Origin of the sequence: Paraburkholderia mimosarum LMG 23256 = NBRC 106338 (assembly GCF_000739815.1) — a bacterium.
GTDB classification, from domain to species: Bacteria; Pseudomonadota; Gammaproteobacteria; order Burkholderiales; family Burkholderiaceae; genus Paraburkholderia; species Paraburkholderia mimosarum.
The window spans coordinates 18,494-35,751 of the sequence record NZ_BBJJ01000066.1; the positions used below are offsets into that span (position 1 = coordinate 18,494).

Annotated in this window: 18 protein-coding genes; 4 read left to right on the forward strand and 14 right to left on the reverse strand. The window is 65.2% G+C overall.

All coding sequences use genetic code 11. The annotated features are described in order from the left end of the window. The first annotated feature begins 135 nt into the window (after positions 1-135). Complete coding sequence (locus tag BMI01S_RS29825; RefSeq protein WP_028214765.1) at positions 136-732, forward strand: FMN-dependent NADH-azoreductase; 597 nt, start codon at positions 136-138, stop codon at positions 730-732. Between the two features lie 76 nt (positions 733-808). On the opposite strand, the gene BMI01S_RS29830 is transcribed toward BMI01S_RS29825, so the two are convergent. The 8 genes from BMI01S_RS29830 to rpe form a co-directional block, all read right to left on the reverse strand. Beyond that, positions 809-1,768, reverse strand: coding sequence for a uracil-DNA glycosylase (locus BMI01S_RS29830; protein ID WP_028214764.1), 960 nt, complete (start codon positions 1,766-1,768; stop codon positions 809-811). 162 nt (positions 1,769-1,930) lie between these two features. Continuing rightward, on the reverse strand, positions 1,931-2,557 hold the full coding sequence (locus BMI01S_RS29835; RefSeq protein WP_028214763.1) for a CYTH domain-containing protein: 627 nt from the start codon (positions 2,555-2,557) through the stop codon (positions 1,931-1,933). Positions 2,558-2,580: 23 nt separating this feature from the next. Continuing rightward, positions 2,581-3,366 (reverse strand): indole-3-glycerol phosphate synthase TrpC, encoded by a 786-nt coding sequence (trpC, locus tag BMI01S_RS29840; protein ID WP_028214762.1) that lies wholly within the window; start codon positions 3,364-3,366, stop codon positions 2,581-2,583. A gap of 27 nt (positions 3,367-3,393) precedes the next feature. After that, on the reverse strand, positions 3,394-4,425 hold the full coding sequence (gene trpD, locus BMI01S_RS29845; RefSeq protein ID WP_028232259.1) for an anthranilate phosphoribosyltransferase: 1,032 nt from the start codon (positions 4,423-4,425) through the stop codon (positions 3,394-3,396). 13 nt (positions 4,426-4,438) lie between these two features. Further along, positions 4,439-5,014 (reverse strand): aminodeoxychorismate/anthranilate synthase component II, encoded by a 576-nt coding sequence (locus tag BMI01S_RS29850; protein WP_028214760.1) that lies wholly within the window; start codon positions 5,012-5,014, stop codon positions 4,439-4,441. Positions 5,015-5,028: 14 nt separating this feature from the next. Next, entirely contained in the window at positions 5,029-6,522 is a 1,494-nt protein-coding gene (gene trpE / locus BMI01S_RS29855) for an anthranilate synthase component I (protein ID WP_028214759.1), read from the reverse strand. Positions 6,523-6,997: 475 nt separating this feature from the next. After that, entirely contained in the window at positions 6,998-7,705 is a 708-nt protein-coding gene (locus tag BMI01S_RS29860; RefSeq protein WP_028232258.1) for a phosphoglycolate phosphatase, read from the reverse strand. Then, positions 7,702-8,400, reverse strand: a complete 699-nt coding sequence (rpe, locus tag BMI01S_RS29865) for a ribulose-phosphate 3-epimerase (RefSeq protein WP_028214757.1) — start codon at positions 8,398-8,400, stop codon at positions 7,702-7,704. Before rpe ends, BMI01S_RS29860 begins: the two co-directional genes overlap by 4 nt. 229 nt (positions 8,401-8,629) lie before the next feature. On the opposite strand from rpe, the gene apaG reads away from it, so the two are divergent. Further along, positions 8,630-9,004 carry a Co2+/Mg2+ efflux protein ApaG gene (gene apaG / locus BMI01S_RS29870; RefSeq protein ID WP_028214756.1) on the forward strand — a complete coding sequence of 125 codons (375 nt, stop codon included), beginning with the start codon at positions 8,630-8,632 and terminating at the stop codon, positions 9,002-9,004. A gap of 24 nt (positions 9,005-9,028) precedes the next feature. Here apaG and BMI01S_RS42105 read toward each other — a convergent pair whose 3' ends face one another. Further along, positions 9,029-9,172, reverse strand: a complete 144-nt coding sequence (locus BMI01S_RS42105; RefSeq protein WP_028214755.1) for a hypothetical protein — start codon at positions 9,170-9,172, stop codon at positions 9,029-9,031. On the opposite strand from BMI01S_RS42105, the gene mltA reads away from it, so the two are divergent. Continuing rightward, positions 9,138-10,406, forward strand: coding sequence for a murein transglycosylase A (mltA, locus tag BMI01S_RS29875; RefSeq protein ID WP_407669083.1), 1,269 nt, complete (start codon positions 9,138-9,140; stop codon positions 10,404-10,406). The two genes, BMI01S_RS42105 and mltA, sit on opposite strands and share 35 nt — an antisense overlap. A gap of 114 nt (positions 10,407-10,520) precedes the next feature. Here the strand turns inward: mltA and paaK are convergent, their stop codons facing one another. The 5 genes from paaK to paaN all read right to left on the reverse strand — a co-directional run bounded on the left by paaK (position 10,521) and on the right by paaN (position 16,261). Further along, positions 10,521-11,819 (reverse strand): phenylacetate--CoA ligase PaaK, encoded by a 1,299-nt coding sequence (paaK, locus tag BMI01S_RS29880; protein WP_028214753.1) that lies wholly within the window; start codon positions 11,817-11,819, stop codon positions 10,521-10,523. Between the two features lie 64 nt (positions 11,820-11,883). Beyond that, positions 11,884-12,354: a hydroxyphenylacetyl-CoA thioesterase PaaI gene (gene paaI, locus BMI01S_RS29885; protein WP_036021097.1), complete on the reverse strand. Its 471-nt coding sequence runs from the start codon at positions 12,352-12,354 to the stop codon at positions 11,884-11,886. A gap of 1 nt (position 12,355) precedes the next feature. Next, a complete protein-coding gene (gene paaG, locus BMI01S_RS29890; RefSeq protein WP_028214751.1) occupies positions 12,356-13,147 on the reverse strand; it encodes a 2-(1,2-epoxy-1,2-dihydrophenyl)acetyl-CoA isomerase PaaG in 792 nt (263 codons plus the stop codon). A 107-nt stretch (positions 13,148-13,254) separates the two neighbouring features. Continuing rightward, complete coding sequence (gene pcaF / locus BMI01S_RS29895; protein WP_028214750.1) at positions 13,255-14,463, reverse strand: 3-oxoadipyl-CoA thiolase; 1,209 nt, start codon at positions 14,461-14,463, stop codon at positions 13,255-13,257. 97 nt (positions 14,464-14,560) lie between these two features. After that, a complete protein-coding gene (gene paaN, locus BMI01S_RS29900) occupies positions 14,561-16,261 on the reverse strand; it encodes a phenylacetic acid degradation protein PaaN (RefSeq protein WP_028214749.1) in 1,701 nt (566 codons plus the stop codon). Positions 16,262-16,400: 139 nt separating this feature from the next. Here paaN and BMI01S_RS29905 point away from each other — a divergent pair, with 139 nt between their 5' ends. After that, the gene (locus tag BMI01S_RS29905; protein ID WP_028214748.1) at positions 16,401-17,177 is read left to right on the forward strand and encodes an enoyl-CoA hydratase; all 777 of its coding nucleotides are present in this window, start codon (positions 16,401-16,403) and stop codon (positions 17,175-17,177) included. Positions 17,178-17,258 lie beyond the last annotated feature (81 nt).

A 17,258-nucleotide genomic window follows, 5' to 3' on the forward strand; every position in this document is an offset into this window, starting at 1 on the left:
CCGTTTTTTTGTGCCTCCGATTGTTCTATCGCTGCAACAATCCGTCGTCGGCGGGCTACTTTTTCGGGGCGCGGCAAATCAACACAATGGCTTCACTCGCGCAACGTTGCGCAACTGAGACCCGAAGGAGCCACCATGACCACGATCCTGCAAATCAATTCCGCCGCCCGTTCGCAAGGCGCCCAGTCGACGCTGCTCGTCAATGAATTGACGGAGCGTCTGCAACAATCGAATCCGGGCGCGACGGTCGTCAAGCGCAACCTGCAAGCCGAGCCGCTGCCGCACCTCGACGACGCCGTCCTCGGCGCGTTCTTCACGCCGGCCGAGCAGCGCACGCCGGAACAGCAGGCCATCGCCGCGCGCAGCGAAGCGCTGATCGCGGAACTGCAAGCCGCGGACATCATCGTGATCGGCGCTCCGATGTACAACTTCGGCGTATCGTCGCAGCTCAAGACGTACTTCGACTGGATCGCGCGTGCCGGCATCACGTTCCGCTACACCGCGAACGGCCCTGAAGGTCTCGTGGCGGGCAAGAAGGTGTTCATCGTTTCGGCTCGCGGCGGCAAGTATCAAGGCACCCCGCACGACAGCCAGACGCCGTACCTGAAGTCGTTCCTCGGCTTCCTCGGCATGACCGACGTCAGCTTCATCTACGCCGAAGGTCTGAACATGGGCCCGGAAGCGGCCAGCGCAGCGCTTGCCGGCGCACGCGAGGCGATCGCGACGGCGTAAGTCTCCGATCAGGCTCGAAAGCAAAAACGCCACGAAAGCGATTTCGTGGCGTTTTTTTATTGCGTGGCGCGAAGGCTCAGGCGAGCACGACGCCTTCCGCCGGCAGACGCCAGTCGATCGGCTGGCGGCCGTGCGCTTGCAGATACTCGTTCGCCTGCGCGAAGTGCCCGCAGCCGAGAAAGCCGCGATGCGCGGAAAGCGGCGACGGATGCGGGGCTTCGAGCACGCAATGCGAGCCGGAAAGCAGCGCACGCTTGTTTTGCGCGTGCGCGCCCCACAGCATGAACACGAGATGCTCGTGGCGCGCGGCGAGTTCATGGATCAGCGTATCGGTGCAGCGCTCCCAGCCGCGCTTCGCGTGGCTCGCGGCGCTGGCGCGCTCGACGGTCAGCACGGTGTTCAGTAGCAGCACGCCCTGGCGCGCCCAGGCATCGAGACAGCCGTGCGCCGGCGCTTCGATGCCGAGGCTCGCCGCTATCTCCTTGAAGATGTTGCGCAGCGACGGCGGCGGGCGCACCGAGGGCGGCACCGAGAAGGCCAGGCCGTGCGCCTGCGGCGTGCCGCGATCTTCGCCGTGATACGGATCCTGGCCGAGGATCACGACTTTCACGTCGTCGGGCGAGGTGAGGCGCAGCGCGCGGAACACATCGGCGGGATAGACGGTCTTGCCCGCCGCACGCTCGGCGTCGACGAAGCGGCACAGCGGTGCGTAGGCGTCGCTCGCGATAAAGGGCGCGAGCAGCTCGCGCCAGGCGGCGGGCAGGACGTCAAACTGGTCTTCGAGGCGGGTGGTGTCGACCGCGGCCTGCGGCGTGGCGTGTTCGTGGGACATGTCGGGTGCGGGCATAACGGCGGGCGAGCGGGCGGGCGCCGGAAATTCGTCGTCGTCGAACAGCGAGAAGATCGTGATCTGGCGCGGGTCGACTTCGGGCAGGGGCGGCTCGTCGAGCGTGGCTTGCGCCGTGTCGGACAGATCGTCGTCGAAGAGCGAGGCCTGCACCGGCGTCGCGACGCGCGGGCGTTTCGTGGAGGTCATGGGCGGCAAGTGTCGCAGCAATTGCGCGGCGATTCAATCGGGCGCGGGCGCGGCAGGGCGGGCGGTTGGGAATTGGCGTTAGTGCTGCAACTAACAGCGCCATTGCGCGTGCCGTTTCGAGTGCCCTTTTTCTGCCTCGCGCGGCGGATGGCCGCGTCGTTGTCAGCCTTCCCGCAGCTTGTATCCGCGCTGAGCCTTGCTGATGTCGTCAGGCGCGAGGCCCGGCAGCGCCGTCGCGAGTTCCGCCGCGAGCGTGTGCAGGGCGGCTTCGTCACCCGCCTTCAGTTCGAGCTCGATTTCGCAGATCGGCGTGCGGCGGGTCTGGCCGTTCACGTCCGCCGTGATCTCGCCTTGGTCGATGGCTGCTTCCACCTGTGCGCCATCGACTTCGAGCGTCCATAGCGTGCGAGTGAAATCGGTGCGAAAGAGCGGAATCAGGTCCGCAGCCGCCTCCGAAAGCGCAGTCGAAACGCCGGCTTCGTCGCATTCGTGCAGGAGCCTGTCGATTTCGAGCGCTTCGCCCGCCACCGGCATTTCCCACTCGTGCCGCGCGTGCAGCCCGTTTTGTGCCCCGCCGGCGGTCTTGAACGTCTGCAGCCAGCCTTCGGGCGTGCGGCGCAGCCGCAGCGCGCTCTTTGCGCGCGCCAGCGCGAGCGCCGGCGTGTCGAAGTAGACGTTTTCGAGCCTGATGGCGCGGCCCGGCGCACCGGCGCGCGTCCCGAACAGACGCAGCGCGGCGTCCACCTGATCGCTCGGAAGCGCAAGCTTGATTTCGCGTTCGATACCCATGTTGGCTCTGGACTTACATGCAATCAAAAGAACATCCGCGCAAGTTCAGCGCCCGGTTGCTCTGCGCGCATGAACGCCTCGCCCACGAGGAACGTATGGACCGACAGCGCGCGCATCTTCTCGACGTCGGCGCGCGAAAGAATGCCCGACTCGGTCACGACGATGCGGTCTTCCGGCACCTCGTCGAGCATGCCGATGGTGGTTTCCAGCGTGGTTTCGAACGTGCGCAGGTTACGGTTGTTGATGCCGATGAGCGGGGTCTTCAGCGTGAGCGCGTGCGCAAGCTCGTCGCGGTCGTGCACTTCGACGAGCACCGCGAGACCGAGCGAATGCGCGAACGCTTCGAGCTCGCGCATCTGCCCGGGCTCGAGCGCGGCGGCGATCAGCAGGATCGCGTCGGCGCCCATCGCGCGCGCCTCGAGGATCTGGTACGGATCGACGATGAAGTCCTTGCGCAGGACGGGCAGGTCGCACGCGGCGCGCGCGGCTTCGAGGTACGCCGCGCTGCCCTGGAAGAACTGCACGTCGGTGAGCACGGAAAGGCAGGCCGCGCCGCCTTCGGCGTACGAGCGCGCGATCTCGGCGGGCTGGAAGTCTGCGCGCAGCACGCCTTTCGAGGGGCTCGCCTTCTTCACTTCGGCGATCACGGCGGCCTGGCCGTTGACGTGTTTCGCGCGCAGCGCGCCGACGAAATCGCGCAGGTCACGCGCGCTCGCGGCGAGCCGCAGTTCTTCGAGCGGGGCGCTCTGCTCGGCGGCGCGCACTTCTTCGCGCTTGACCGCGATGATCTTTTCGAGGATGTCACTCATGATGTCGGGAGCAAAAACGGTGTGGGATCAGCGTTTGAACTGTTGCGTGAAGCGTACCAGTTCGTCGACTTTGGCGCGTGCGCGCCCGCTCGCGAGTGTCTCGCGGGCCAGCGCGATGCCATCGCCAATCGAGTCCGTCATGTTCGCCGAATAGAGGGCCGTGCCGGCATTGAGCACGACGATCTCGCGTGCCGTACCCGGCTCGTTCGAGAGCGCACCGAGCAGCATGGCCTTCGATTCTTCGGCGTTCTCGACCTTGAGCGAGCGGTTGGAGACCATTTGCATGCCGAAGTCTTCGGGGTGGATCTCGTACTCGCTAATCTTGCCGTCCTTGAGTTCGCCCACGAGCGTGGCGGCGCCGAGCGACACTTCGTCCATGCCGTCCTTGCCGTACACCACGCACACGTGCTTCGCGCCGAGGCGCTCCATCACGCGCACCTGAATGCCGACGAGGTCCGGGTGGAACACGCCCATCAGCTGATTGGGCGCGCCGGCCGGATTCGTGAGCGGCCCGAGAATGTTGAAGATCGTGCGCACGCCCAGTTCGCGGCGCACGGCGGCGATGTTCTTCATCGCGGGATGGTGGTTGGGCGCGAACATGAAGCCCATGCCCGTCTCGGCGATCGACGCGGCCACCTGTTCCGGCTGCAGGTCGATGTTCACGCCGAGCGCTTCGAGCACGTCGGCACTGCCCGATTTGCTGGAGACGCCGCGGTTGCCGTGCTTCGCGACCTTGGCACCCGCCGCCGCGACCACGAACATCGAAGCCGTGGAGATATTGAAGGTGTGCGAACCATCGCCGCCGGTGCCGACGATGTCGATGAAGTTCGAGTTGTCCTTCACCTCCACGTGCTTCGCGAACTCGCGCATCACCGTGGCTGCGGCCGTGATCTCGCCGATGGTTTCCTTCTTCACGCGCAGGCCGGTGATGATGGCGGCCGAGAGCACCGGCGAAAGCTCGCCGCGCATGATGAGGCGCATCAGATGGAGCATCTCGTCGTGAAAGATCTCGCGGTGCTCGATCGTGCGTTGAAGCGCTTCCTGCGGGGTAATCATGATGTTCGTCTCCGTATCAAGCGCTCTTGGTTTGCTTCAGGAAGTTCTCGAACAGCGCGTGGCCGTGTTCCGAGAGAATCGATTCCGGATGGAACTGCACGCCTTCCACCGCGAGTTCGCGGTGACGCACGCCCATGATTTCGCCGTCGTCGGTCCACGCCGAGATTTCGAGGCAGTCGGGCAGCGACTCGCGCTCGATCGCGAGCGAGTGATAGCGCGTGACGTTGAAGTGCTTCGGCAGATCGGCGAATACGCCTTTGCAGTCGGTTTCGATCTGGCTCACCTTGCCGTGCATGATGGTCTTCGCGCGCACGACACGGCCGCCGAACGCCTCGCCGATGGCCTGATGGCCGAGGCACACGCCGAGAATCGGCGTCTTGCCCGCGAATTCGCGCAGCACGTCGAGCGTGATGCCCGCATGCTGCGGGTTGCTCGGTCCGGGCGAGAGACAGATGCGCGCCGGATTGAGTTTCGCGATCTCGTCGAGGGTGATCTCGTCGTTGCGATACGTGCGGACGTCTTCGCCAAGCTCGCCGAAGTACTGGACGATGTTGTAGGTAAACGAATCGTAGTTGTCGATCATGAGCAACATGGTCTTGTCTCCGCTCAGAAGTCGCTGTCGAGGCCGTCCTGCACCTGCTCGGCGGCGCGCAGCACGGCGCGCGCCTTGTTTTCGGTTTCCTGCCATTCGGACTCGGGCACCGAATCCGCGACCACGCCAGCGGCGGCCTGCACATACAGATTGCCGCTGTGGATGAGCCCGGTGCGAATCGCGATCGCGAGGTCCATCTCGCCGTTGAACGAGAGATAGCCGACCGCGCCGCCGTAGAGGCCGCGCTTCACGGGCTCGAGCTCGTCGATGAGCTCCATCGCGCGCACCTTCGGAGCGCCCGAGAGCGTGCCGGCCGGGAAGGTGGCGCGCAGCACGTCGAAGTTGTTCATGCCGGGCTTGAGCTTGCCTTCCACCGAACTCACGATGTGCTGCACGTGCGAGTACTTTTCGATGACCATCTTGTCGGTCACGGCCACCGAGCCGATTTCGGCGATACGGCCCACGTCGTTGCGCGCGAGATCGATGAGCATGACATGCTCGGCAATTTCCTTGGGGTCGTTGAGCAGTTCCGTCGCGAGCTCGGCATCGCGCTCGGGCGTGTTGCCGCGCGGACGCGTGCCCGCGAGCGGCCGGATCGTCACGATGCGGTCCTCGCCGCGCTTTTCCTGGCGCACCAGAATCTCGGGCGACGCGCCCACCACGTGGAAGTCGCCGAAGTTGTAGTAGTACATGTACGGCGACGGGTTCAGCGAGCGCAGCGCGCGGTAGAGCGAAAGCGGATTGTCGCGATACGGCTTGATGAGGCGCTGGCCCACCTGCACCTGCATCAGTTCGCCGGCGGCGATGTATTCCTTGGCCTTGCGCACGGCGGCGAGGTAATCGTCCTTCTTGAATTCGCGGAACGTTTCCGTGCGCACGCTCGCCGAGGTAACGGGCGGCTGCACCGTCGTGCGCAGGCGCTGCTTCAGTTCGCGCAGGCGGTGTTTGGCCTTCGTGTAGGCCTCGGGCGTTTGCGGATCGGCGTAGACGATGAGGTAGAGCTTGCCCGCGAGATTGTCGATGACCGCGACTTCCTCGGTCAGCAGCAACTGGATGTCGGGCAGGCCGAGGTCGTCGGGCGGGCAGGTGTCGGCGAGCTTCTTCTCGATGTAGCGTACCGCGTCATAGCCGAAGTAGCCCGCGAGACCGCCGCAGAAGCGCGGCAGGCCCGGACGCTGCGCGACCTTGAAGCGCGCCTGGTACTGCGCGATGAATTCGAGCGGATCGCCGTCATGCGTTTCCAGCACCTGGCCGTCGCGGACGACTTCGGAAACGCCATTGCGTGTGCGGATCAGCGAACGCGCGGGCAGCCCGATGAACGAGTAGCGCCCGAAGCGCTCGCCGCCCACGACGGACTCCAGCAGGAAAGAATTCGCGCCGCCGCGCTCGGGCTGCGCGAGCTTGAGGTACAGCGAGAGCGGCGTTTCGAGGTCGGCGAGCGCCTCGGCGATCAGCGGAATGCGGTTGTAGCCCTCGTTGGCGAGGGACTGAAATTCGAGTTCGGTCATGTTCCGATCCTGTTCGTGCTGCCAGTCGCGGCGTCGGGTGCGGGCCCAGTGCGGCTCAAAAAGGGGCGCGCGGTCAGCGCGAGGCATTTGTTTTTGAGTGCTTGATGGCCGCTGGCGCTCGCTCGTGCGGACCGGGAAACGCGTACTGCCAAGCGCTTGCCGGGATCGACGAATGGTCAGACGTAGGCGTTGGCACCTCGCGCAGGTTGCCGCGAACGGCGAAACGGCACGCAAGGACAGCGACGGACAACGGCCAGACCAGCCGACGGGTTACCGCAACAGTTTAGAGTCGAGACACGCGCGAGTGCGCAGCGAAGTAAAAAACGGTGCTGAAGAAGGCTTGCGCGCGTACTTCAGCGAACCTCGGGTGAGGTTAGCGCGACCAGCGACGCCAGGGCCAGGCTCCCCGGTCGATCGTGCTCAGACTCCGTTTTTTATTCAGAAACATGAGGGTAATTGACGTTCAGTTGAGAACTTAAGTCAGATCATTGTGCGCTGCGACCGCCTTGGCGGCGTCGAGCAGCGAGGCAACTATACCATCCGATTCGATTTTTTGTACAGGCTGGCCGTGGTTGTAGCCGTAGGGCACCGTGAGGGTGGCCATGCCGGCCGCGCGGCCCGCGATCGCATCGTTCTCCGAATCGCCGATCGCCACTGCCGCCGCGGGCTTGACCCCCAGGCGCTGGCACGCGGTGAGCATCGGCAGCGGATCGGGCTTCTTCTTCTCGAGGCTGTCGCCGCCGATCACGACTTCGAAGAACTGCGCGAGGCCGTATTGCTGCAGGAGCTCCATGGCGAAGCGATGCGGCTTGTTGGTCACGCACGCGAGCTTGATGCCCTGGTCGCGCAGCGCGGCGAGGCCCGCTTCGACCTCCGGGTAGAGATGCGTATGCAGGCCGTTGATCTTCGCGTACTCGTCCTGGTAGAGCGCGAGCGCCTCGTCGAAGCGCGCCTGGGCGTCGTCCTCGGGAAGGCGCGGTGCGAGTACGCTCTTGATCAGGTGCTCCGAGCCTTTGCCGACATAGCCCATCACTTCTTCGCGCGTGGTTTCCTCGGCGTCGAGCTGGGCGAGCATGCCGTTCAGGCCGGCGGCGAAGTCGTCGGCGGTGTCGACCATCGTGCCGTCCAGATCGATCAGCGCCGCTTCGATGCGCGGCGCGCTGAATATGATGGGCGCGCTCATTTTGCGCTGGCGGGGCTTGCCACGCCCGCGAGCTGCGCGCGCATCTGGTCGATCACGGCCTTGTAATCGGGCTTGCCGAAGATCGCCGAGCCCGCCACGAAGGCGTCCGCGCCGGCTGCCGCGATTTCGGCGATGTTCTCGACCTTCACGCCGCCGTCCACTTCGAGATGGATCTCGCGGCCCGTGCGTGCCGTGTAGGCGTCAATCTTCGCGCGCGCCTCGCGCAGCTTGTTGAGCGCCTCGGGAATGAACGACTGGCCGCCGAAGCCCGGATTCACCGACATGATGAGGACGAGATCGAGCTTGTCCATCACGTGGTCGAGATAGTTGAGCGGCGTGGCGGGGTTGAACACGAGGCCGGCCTTGCAGCCGTGGTCGCGGATCAGCGAGAGCGTGCGGTCGATGTGGTCCGAGCCTTCCGGGTGGAAGCTGATGAGGTTCGCGCCGGCCTTGGCGAAGTCGGGCACGATGCGGTCGACCGGGCGGACCATCAGATGGACGTCGATGGGCACGTTCACATGCGGGCGGATCGCTTCGCACACGAGCGGCCCGATGGTGAGATTCGGCACGTAATGATTGTCCATCACGTCGAAGTGGATCCAGTCGGCGCCGGCAGCGACGACGTTGCGGACTTCCTCGCCAAGACGCGAAAAGTCGGCGGAGAGGATGCTGGGGGCGATGCGGAATTGCGTCATGGCGGCAATCGAAAAACTGTCGGAAAAACCGCATTTTACCGTCAGTGCGACAGCCGATCCTTGCCACTGCCGAGGCCGCCGCCACGGGCGGCGCCGGGTTGCGGGTGTCCGTCGCATCAAGCAGAATGCCAATCCATGTGCCGCGCCTCGCGGCGCGTTCGCGAGCGCCTTGCTGTGCGGGCGTCTCAGCCAACGGACTCAGCAGCCGCACCGGGCGATTGGAACAAGGATGAGCCAGTACGAATTGAGCGTGACGTCGCAGGTGCGCTACCTGCCCGAAGAATCGGACCCTGAACGCCGGCAATATGCCTTCGCCTACACGTTGACCATTCGCAATACCGGTCAGGTGAGCGCCCAGCTGATCGCGCGCCACTGGGTCATCACCGACAGCGAAAATCACGTCCAGGAGGTGAAAGGGCTCGGCGTGGTCGGGCATCAGCCGCTTCTGAAGCCGGGCGAACAGTTCGAATACACGAGCTGGGCCGTGATCGCGACGCCCGTGGGCACCATGCGCGGGGAGTACTTTTGTGTGGCCGAGGACGCCGAACGCTTCGAGGCACCCGTGCCCGAGTTCGTGCTGCGCATGCCGCGCACGCTGCATTGAACCGCTGCGCGAATTCGGGGTCTGCTAGTCCTGACGCCGATCGTCGTGCTGGGCTTGCTTCTTCCTGCCCGACGCGGTCCACACAACGATGAAAATCAGCAGGAACAGCGCAAGGAGCGCTTCCAGACCAAACATGAGCATCGGGTATTCGTCGAGCAGTTCTGACATGGCGGCATCCATCGAGAGCCCGTATTGTAGGCATGATTTTGACCTCGGTTCCGGTCTCGATTCACCGGTAATGCCGGGATTCACAACGGCGCGATATCGCACGGGCTCGGCGCTCCGGCGCTTTGGGCGCCCGTTTGGCAGATGGCTGGGCGCTGTTTCGCTGGCGGCGTTGCTTGCCGCATGCGGTGGCCCGAGCTACGTGCGCAACGCACCGCCCAAGGGGGCGCCCACGTTGCCCTCGCAGCTCGCTGCACAGCGCCTCACTCCGGTTGCCTGGCAGCAGGTGCCGGGCTGGCAGGACGACTCGCTGATCGGCGTGACTGCAGCGCTGCGCGCGAACTGCACGCGTCTCTCGCGCGATGCGCGGTGGCAGCGCGCCTGCTCGGCCGCCTCGCAGCTGGACGACCTCGACGCATCGAGCGCGCGCGCATTCTTCGAAACGTATTTCACGCCCTATCAGTTCGCCAACAACGACGGCACGCTCGACGGTCTCGTGACCGGCTACTACGAACCGCTGCTGCACGGTTCGCGCACGCGGCATGGCATCTATCAGACGGCGCTGTATCGCTGGCCGTCCGCCTATCGTCCGGGCGCCGCGCTGCCGCCGCGCGCACAACTCGAGCGCTCGGGTGCGCTCAACGGCAACGAGCTCGTTTGGGTCGACGATCCGATCGAAGCGTTCTTCCTCCAGGTGCAGGGCTCGGGCCGCATCGTGATGGAAGACGGCAGCGTGATGCGCGTGGGCTTTGGCGGCACCAACAATCAGCCGTACAAGTCGATCGGACGCTGGCTGCTCGATCACGGCGAACTGACCCCGGCGCAGGCGACCATGCAGGGCATCAAGGCCTGGGCGCGCGCGAACCCGACGCGGGTGGATGCGCTTCTAGACACCAATCCGCGCTTCGTGTTCTTCCGCGAGATGGTGGCTTCCGAGGGCGATGCGCAGGGCGGCGCGGACGGCCCGATCGGCGCACTCGGCGTGCCCCTCACGCCGGAGCGCTCGATTGCCGTCGATCCGTCGGCGATTCCGCTCGGCACGCCGGTGTTTCTCCAGACCACGCGGCCGCTCACGAACACGCCGCTCAACCGGCTCGTGTTCGCGCAGGACACGGGCACCGCGATCAAGGGCGGTGTGCGCGCCGACTACTTCTGGGGACTCGGCGACGACGCCGGCGATCTGGCCGGCAAGATGAAGCAGGGCGGCCGCATGTGGCTGCTGTTCCCGAACTCGTGAGCGCCGCAGTGCTTCAGTAGATCGCGTCAATCGCGCGCGTAAGGGGAAAAAAGCCGGCATCCGCCGGCTTTTTCATTCGTTGCTACGCGTCGCGCGGCGCTGTGCTTGGTTCTGTTACTTCGGCCGCTTGTCGATCACGCGCCTGGCCTTGCCCACCGAGCGCTCGATGCCATTGACTTCGAGCACGATCACCTTGCACGTCACGCCGATGAGCGCCTTGATGTCGTAAGCGAGCGCCTTGCTAGCCGCATCGAGCGCGCCGTAGTCGGGCGCGTTTTCCGGGCACGGTTCGCAATGGAGGGTCATGACGTCCATCGGACCTTCCTTCGTCAGGATGATCTGATAGTGCGGCGCAAGCGCCGGCTGCTTGAGCAGCAGCTCTTCGATCTGCGTAGGGAACACGTTCACGCCACGGATGATCAGCATGTCGTCCGAGCGTCCCGTGATCTTTTCCATGCGGCGCATGGTACGCGCCGTTCCAGGCAAGAGGCGCGTGAGGTCGCGCGTGCGGTAGCGGATGATCGGCAGTGCTTCCTTGGTGAGCGAGGTGAAGACGAGTTCGCCGAATTCGCCGTCGGGCATGACTTCGCCGGTTTCCGGGTTGATGATCTCGGGGTAGAAGTGATCTTCCCAGATCGTCGGGCCGTCCTTCGTTTCCGCGCATTCGGAGGCAACGCCCGGGCCCATCACTTCAGAGAGACCGTAGATGTCGACCGCCGTGATGCCCATGCGGTGCTCGATGGCCGTGCGCATGTCGTTCGTCCAGGGCTCCGCGCCGAAGATGCCGATGCGCAGCGAGCAGGTGGCCGGATCGATGCCCTGACGCTCCATCTCGTCGGCGATCGCGAGCATGTAGCTCGGCGTGACCATGATGATGTCGGGACGGAAGTCCTGGATCAGCTGGACCTGCTTTTCCGTCTGCCCGCCGCCAAACGGAATTACCGTGAGGCCCGCGCGCTCAGCGCCGTAGTGTGCGCCGAGGCCGCCCGTGAAGAGGCCGTAGCCGTAGCTGATGTGCACCTTGTCGCCGCGCCGCGCGCCCGCCGCGCGCACCGAGCGTGCGACGACGTTCGCCCACGTGTCGATGTCGCGTGCCGTATAGGCCACCACGGTCGGTTTGCCGGTCGTGCCCGACGAGGCGTGAATACGCGAAATCTGCTCCTGCGGCACGGCAAACATGCCGAAGGGGTAGTTGTCGCGCAGATCCTTCTTCGTGGTGAACGGGAAGCGCGCGAGATCGGCGAGCGACTGAACCTCGGACGGGTGCACGCCCGCTTCGTCGAATTTGCGCCGATAGACCGGCGAATTCTCATAAGCATGGTTGAGCGACCATTTCAGGCGCTCGAGCTGCAGCGCAGCCAGCTCATCGCGGCTCGCCTTTTCGATGGGTTCGAGCGGCAGCGTGGTAGTCATGGGTGTCTCCTGGACCTTAAGAACTTTACTCGTGACGCGAGGGGAATCGAGCAACGGACCCGTTTCACACTGCGACTGGAATGACATTGCCGCGAATCTGCGCGGACTTGCCTCGGAAAAGCGCGACGGTTTCGCCTGCCTGGTTCGTCACGCGAATGTCATAGACTCCGTTGCGTCCCGATAGCACCTGTTCGACGGCTTCGGCGGTCAACACCTCGTCGCGCAGGACCGGACGCAGGAACTCGATCGAGCAGCCAGCCGCTACAGCGTTGACGTTGTATGAGTTGCACGCGAAGGCAAACGCCGAATCCGCGAGCGAGAAGATCATCCCGCCGTGGCAGGTCTGGTGGCCGTTGAGGAACTCGGGCCGCACAGCCATGCGCAGGCGCGCGTAACCGGCGCGCACTTCGAGAAGCTCCATGCCGAGCGCGCGGGTGCAGCCGTCGGCTTCGTACATCGCCTGCGCGGCCGCACGGGCGAGTTCGTCGGGCGACATGCTTGCTTCCTGGGGCGGTTGCGAGGCTTGCGTGGACATCTCAGCGGCCCTCGAAGTGCGGTGCGCGTTTCTCGATGAAGGCCTGAACGCCCTCCGCGTAGTCGTACGAAGCACCCAGCTCACGTTGCAGATCGCGTTCGAGATCGAGCTGCTGGTCGAGGGTGTTCGTTGCCGCTGCGCGCAGCGCTTCGCGTGTCGCGACGATGGCGCGCGTGGGCTGCTGCGCGAGCCGCGCAGCGAGCGCACCAGCCGTTTGCGCGAGTTCGGCGTCGTCGGTCACTTGCCAGACGAGGCCCCAGTTTTCCGCCTTTTCCGCGCTGAGCTTTTCGCCGGTCATGGCGAGCCCGAGTGCGCGTGCCATGCCCACGCGTTTGGGCAGGAACCACGTGCCGCCCGAATCGGGCACGAGGCCGATCTTCACGAACGCCTGAATGAAGCTCGCGGAGCGCGCGGCGATCACGAGGTCGCAGGCGAGAGCGAGATTCGCGCCGGCGCCGGCCGCGGTGCCGTTGACGGCGGCGATCACGGGCATCGGCAGCGCCTGAAGGCGCTTGATCAGTGGATTGAAGTGCTCGTCGATGAGTGCGCCCAGGTCAGTCATCGCGCCCGGTGTGAATTCGAGATCGGCGAGATCCTGGCCTGCGCAGAAGCCGCGCCCCGCGCCGGTCAGCACGAGTGCCCGCGCCCCGGCTGCGGCGACTTCGTCGAGCGCGGCGGCAAGCTCCCGGTGCATGGCGCGCGTGAAGCTGTTGAGCTTGTCCGGGCGGTTGAGCGTGATCGTGGCCACGCGGGTGGATGCGTCGATTTCGACGCGGATCGCTTCGTAGGGCATCGGTTGTCTCCTGGGGACCAGATCACGCCACGCGCTCTCGTCCCATGCAAAGCTGTCTCCTGCGACCGCCGAACGCTGCGTCCGGCGGCCGGTCGGTACTGCGCGCGTTACGCCTCGACGCGTTCGATCGCCAGCGCGATACCCTGGCCAACACCGATACACATCGTGCAGAGCGCGAAGCGTCCCTTCGTACGCTCGAGTTGATGGAGCGCCGTCGTGACGAGGCGCGCACCCGAAGCCCCGAGCGGGTGGCCCAGCGCGATCGCGCCGCCGTTGGGGTTCACGCGCGGATCGTCGTCGGCAATGCCGAGTGCGCGCAGCACGGCAAGGCCTTGCGACGCAAACGCCTCATTGAGCTCGATCACGTCGAACTGGTCCAGCGTCATGCCGAGCTGCTTGAGCAGCTTTTGCGTCGCGGGCGCGGGGCCGATTCCCATGATGCGCGGCGCGACGCCGGCCGTGGCCATGCCGAGCACGCGTGCGCGGCGGCGCAGGCCGTATTGCGTGGCGGCCTCCTCATTGGCAAGCAGCAGGGCGCAGGCGCCGTCGTTGACGCCAGAGGCATTGCCCGCGGTGACCGTGCCGTCCGGCTTCACGACGCCTTTGAGTTTGCCGAGCGATTCGAGCGAGGTCTCGCGCGGGTGCTCGTCGAGCGTCACGCGCACCGGGTCACCCTTTTTCTGCGCAATTTCGACCGCGACGATTTCCTGCGCGAGCGTGCCGTCCTTCTGTGCGCGCGCGGCCTTCTGCTGGCTGCGCAGCGCGAACGCGTCCTGATCGGCTCGGTTGATGTTGAACTCTTCCGCGACGTTTTCCGCCGTTTCTGGCATCGAATCGACGCCGTACTGCTGCTTCATCAGCTTGTTGACGAAGCGCCAGCCGATGGTCGTGTCGTAGATGGCAGCTTCACGCGAGAACGCCGAAGCGGCTTTGCCCATCACGAACGGCGCGCGCGTCATGCTTTCCACGCCGCCCGCGATCATGAGGCGCGCTTCGCCTGCCTTGATCGCCCGAGCCGCGCTACCGACGGCGTCGAGCCCCGAGCCGCACAGGCGGTTGAGCGTGCCGCCCGGCGCATTGGTAGGCAGGCCCGCGAGCAGCGCGGCCATGCGCGCGACGTTGCGGTTGTCTTCGCCGGCCTGATTGGCGCAGCCGTATAGCACGTCGTCGAGTGCGCTCCAGTCCACGCCTGGATTGCGCTCGACGAGCGCCCGAATCGGCACGGCGGCAAGGTCGTCCGCGCGGACGTCCTTGAGGGCGCCGCCGTAGCGGCCGAACGGGGTGCGAATTGCGTCGCAGATGTAGGCTTCGGTCATCTCGGATTCCTGGCGCGCGAGCGCAGAAGTGCACTCACGCCTTGCATGCTAGAGGGATGGTCAATTGGCCACCATTCGGCTGAACGGCATAGGCCGTTCAGCTGGCTACCGCAGGGGCCGCTTTCGGTTCAACATGAACGCGGCTCTGAACCACGCGGAAGCGGTTCGCCACGAACGCGGCGTCGGCGAGCGCGGCGTTCGCCGCGGGGTTCGCGCCGGTGCCGTGGAAGTCCGAGAACGCTGCCGACTGGTTCACGAACACGCCGCCAGTCAGGTTGATCGAGAGCGCCACGCCACCGGTGATGGCGGCTTCGTGGGCGGCGTCGATCACGTCGTCGCTGGTGCTGTACACAGAAAGGGTGAGCGCGCCGTGGTCGCGTGCGGTCTCGCCGGCCAGCTTGAGCGACTGCGCCGTCGAATCCGTGGCGATCACGAACGAGATCGGGCCGAACCATTCACGCGTGAACTGGCTCGCGTCGCGGGCCGCGTCGAGCGAGAGCACGAGCGGCGTGCGCACGCGCGCGCCGGCGAACTGCGGGTGCTGCAGCGTCTGGCTGTCGGTGAGGACGGTGCCGAGCTTGCGGGCCTCGTCGATGCGGGCCGTCACGCCTTCGTTCTGGATCGCGCCGAGCACTTCGACGGCGCGTGCCGGGTCCGACACGAACTTCTGCACGGCGCCGGCAATCGCCTGAGCGACCGTCTCGAAGCTCACGTGGCCTTCGGCGGTGCGGATACCGTCGCGCGGCACGTAGATGTTCTGGGGGGCCGTGCACATCTGGCCCGAATAGAGGGAGAGCGAGAACGCGATGTTGCGCGCGGCGGCCTTCAGGTCGTCGACAGAGTCGATCACGATCTGGTTCACGCCGGCCTTCTCGGTGTAGACCTGCGCCTGGTGTGCATTGCGCTCGAGCCAGTCGCCGTTTTGCGTGCTGCCCGTGAAGTCGATCAGCTTGATCTCGGGGCGCAGCGCGAGCTGCTGCACGAGCGCACCGTCGTTCGGATCGGTGGCGAGCAGCGTCACGACGTTGGGATCGAAGCCAGCTTCGCGCAGCACGTCACGCGCGATACGCACCGTGATCGCGAGCGGCAGGATCGCGCCCGGGTGCGGTTTGACGATGACGGTGTTGCCGGTCGCCAGATCGGCGAAGAGGCCGGGGTAGCCGTTCCAGGTCGGGAACGTGCAGCAGCCTAGTACGAGGCCGGTGCCGCGCGGCACGATGGTGAACCGCTTGTGCATCGCGAGCGGCGGGTTCTTGCCCTGTGGCTTTTCCCAGTGCGCGTCGGCAGGGATGCGGCGCAGCTGGTCGTATGCGTAGGCGACAGCTTCCAGCGCGCGGTCCTGGGCATGCGGGCCGCCGGCCTGGAAGGCCATCATGAATGCCTGGCCGGTCGTATGCATCACGCTGAAGGCGATTTCGAAGCTCGCACGATTCAGGCGTTCGAGAATCTCGAGGCTCACGCCAGCCCACGCTTGCGGGCCGGCCGCGCGCCAGTCGCGCTGGGCTTTCTGGGCAGCTTCGATCAACTGATCCGGGGTCGACTTCGGATAGCGCGCGCCGAGCGTGAAACCGAACGGTGAGGCCTCGCTGCCGACGGTTTCGCCGGTCGAAGGCTGGTCGAGTTCGAAGGTGCGATTCAAGTGGGCTTTGAACGCGGCTTCGCCGTCTGCGCTAGCGGATTCCCCGTACACTTTGGGACTCGGCATTTCGGCGAACGGGCTCCAGTAGCCGCGGGTCTCGATGGCGGCAAGCGCTTTTTGAAGCGCGCCCTCATGCTTGGCGAACAACGAATGTGTCATGGCGAAACATTGATTGAGAGGTGGGAAAGGGCCCGTGTCAATTAATTGACCGACCGGTTGGTTGGCAAATGTTAGCATTAGTCAAAGATCGGCGTGAAAGATTTTTCTTGGGGATTTTCCTTACATGGAAGGAGGAGTTATGGGGTACGAAAACATCCTGGTCGAGACGCATGGCAAGGTCGGACTGATCACCTTGAACCGGCCGAAGGCGCTCAACGCACTGAACGATGCGCTTATGGACGAGCTGGGCACGGCGCTCAAGGCGTTCGACGCCGATGAGGGCATTGGTGCGATCGTCATTACGGGCAGCGAAAAAGCGTTCGCTGCCGGCGCGGACATCGGCATGATGGCGACCTACACCTTCATGGATGTGTACAAGGGTGACTACATCACGCGCAACTGGGAGACGATCCGCACGATCCGCAAGCCGATCATTGCGGCTGTCGCGGGTTTCGCGCTGGGTGGCGGTTGCGAGCTGGCCATGATGTGCGACATGATCTTCGCAGCGGACACGGCGAAGTTCGGCCAGCCCGAGATCAAGTTGGGCGTGATTCCGGGTGCGGGCGGCACGCAGCGTTTGCCACGCGCGGTGTCGAAGGCAAAGGCAATGGATCTATGCCTGACGGCGCGGATGATGGGGGCGGAGGAGGCGGAGCGCGCGGGGCTCGTGTCGCGCGTCATTCCGGCGGCGGATCTGCTGAACGAGACGCTTGCGGCGGCGGCAACCATCTGCGAGTTCTCTTTGCCTGCGGTGATGATGGCGAAGGAGTCGGTGAACCGCGCCTACGAGACTACGCTTGCGGAGGGAGTGCACTTCGAGCGCCGGATGTTCCACTCGCTTTTTGCGACGGAAGACCAAAAGGAAGGGATGGCCGCGTTCGTCGAGAAGCGCAAGCCCGCGTTCAAGAACAAGTGACAGAGACGGGCAGCGAATTCGATCGCCGGAAACGGCGGTCGAATTTATTTAGCGCATCCCCTTGCGTGGCGTCGGCTGCGG